Here is an 837-nt window from a genome sequence, read left to right as displayed (position 1 = left end):
GCCAGGTACAGCAGGGCGGGTGACCCGAGGCCGCCCGCGCCGATGACGAGGACCTTCGCGTTCTTCAGACGTTTCTGCCCCGCCATACCGACATCCGGGATGATCAGGTGCCTGCTGTACCGCGCCACCTCGTCGCGGGAAAGTTCGGCGTCCGGTTCCACCAGCGGCGGCAGTGCCTCGGTGGTCTTCACAGAACGGTCAAGCGACACGGCCCACTCCTGACGTTGCGCGACAGCTTCCGATGCGTCGGACAGCATTGACTTCAACGCTCCGACAGGGTCCATTCTTCCCCTCCCGCCGGCAGTCGCGCGGGGCGGCCCCTGCTCACGCCCTCGGGAACGGCCACGGATTGAAATGGCAGGTCAGACCGTTCATCGGGACGATACCCTCGGGGTCGAGCTGCGCGATGTCGTTGTTGGCCGTGCCGAACGTCTGCTGCATCATCACCGGCGCGAGGCCGCCCTCGGTCTCGCACGGCTGGTGGTCCTGGTAGCCGATGGCGTGCCCGACCTCGTGGTTGATCTGGTACTGCCGGTACGACCCGATGTCGCCCTGGAACGCGATGGCTCCCCGCACCCAGCGCGGCTCGTTGAGGACGACGCGATCGATGCCGGGGTTGTAGCAGGACACCTCCAGCTGGATGTCGTAGCCGCACGCCTCACGGATGGTCATCTGCGACGTCAGCGACACCCGGAAGTCGGGGTCGCCCTGGTCGACGCGGCGGAACGCGAACCGCGGGTCCTTCGTCCAGCTCTTCGGATTCGACAGCGTCTGGTCGACCATCCGGCCGAACGACTCGTCGCCGCCGAACCCGGACGTGTCGACCCCGTCCTCGAT

General features: G+C 67.0%; 2 protein-coding genes. Both read right to left on the bottom strand.

The genetic code is table 11. The features are described 5' to 3' along the window. Nucleotides 1–191 (bottom strand): ThiF family adenylyltransferase (locus AC1D1G_RS45680; RefSeq protein WP_477956996.1); only part of this gene is annotated, 191 nt, incomplete at its 3' end. A gap of 133 nt (nt 192–324) precedes the next feature. Beyond that, on the bottom strand, nt 325–837 hold a 513-nt coding region (locus AC1D1G_RS45675; protein ID WP_477956995.1), incomplete at its 5' end, for a DUF3152 domain-containing protein.

The sequence above is a fragment of the Rhodococcus sp. P3_B8 genome, from assembly GCF_056402775.1.
Note: the sequence above shows the minus strand (reverse complement) of the source record. Positions and strands in the feature narration are given on the sequence as shown.